Source organism: Streptomyces sp. WM6386, assembly GCF_000972385.1.
Taxonomy (GTDB): domain Bacteria; phylum Actinomycetota; class Actinomycetes; order Streptomycetales; family Streptomycetaceae; genus Streptomyces.
Genome location: NZ_JXTE01000322.1, coordinates 1 through 706, shown reverse-complemented (window position 1 = coordinate 706; position 706 = coordinate 1). Strand labels below are relative to the sequence as shown.

At 71.4% G+C, this 706-nt stretch carries 1 protein-coding gene and 1 pseudogene; both read right to left on the bottom strand.

What is annotated here, in order from left to right:
* Positions 1-405 (bottom strand): annotated as a pseudogene (locus TN53_RS41490) (electron transfer flavoprotein subunit alpha/FixB family protein); the annotation flags it as partial.
* Positions 406-423: 18 nt separating this feature from the next.
* A partial coding sequence (locus tag TN53_RS41485; protein WP_046264068.1) for an electron transfer flavoprotein subunit beta/FixA family protein occupies positions 424-706 on the bottom strand: 283 nt, incomplete at its 5' end.

Sequence of the window (706 nt, the reverse complement as noted above, 5' to 3'; positions counted from 1 at the left end):
GGAGGCGGCGAACACCGACTGGGTGGCCACCGGACCCTCGTCACCGGCCTCCAGGTCGACGGCGTCGGTGATGATGCCGGAGCCGATCCGCAGCGCGAGGCGGGCGGCGATCTCCTTGCCCTCCGCGGAGGACGGCACCAGCACGGCGGCCGGGGAGACGGCCTCGTACGCGGCCTGCAGGGCGTCCACCTTCGGGACGACCAGGTAGTCGGCGTACTCGGCGGCCTCATGCGTGAGCACGCGGACCGCCCCGTGCTCGGCCAGCGCGGCCGCCGTGTCGGCGGCGCCGGCACCCAGGGCCACAGCCACCGGCTCACCTATCCGGCGAGCCAGCGTCAGCAGCTCCAGCGTGGGCTTGCGGACGGCACCGTCCGCATGGTCGACATAGACGAGAACTTCAGCCATGGATCAACGCACCCTCTCTCAGATGAACTTCTGGCCGGCGAGGAACTCGGCGAGCTGCTTGCCGCCCTCGCCCTCGTCCTTGACGACTGTTCCGGCGGTACGCGCCGGGCGCGCGGTGGCGGAGTCGACGGCTGTCCAGGCGCCGTCCAGACCCACGTCCTCGGCGTCGATGTCGAGGTCGGACAGGTCCCAGGAGGCCACTGGCTTCTTCTTGGCGGCCATGATGCCCTTGAAGGACGGGTAACGCGCCTCGCCCGACTGGTCGGTGACCGACACGACGGCCGGCAGCGACGCCTCCAGC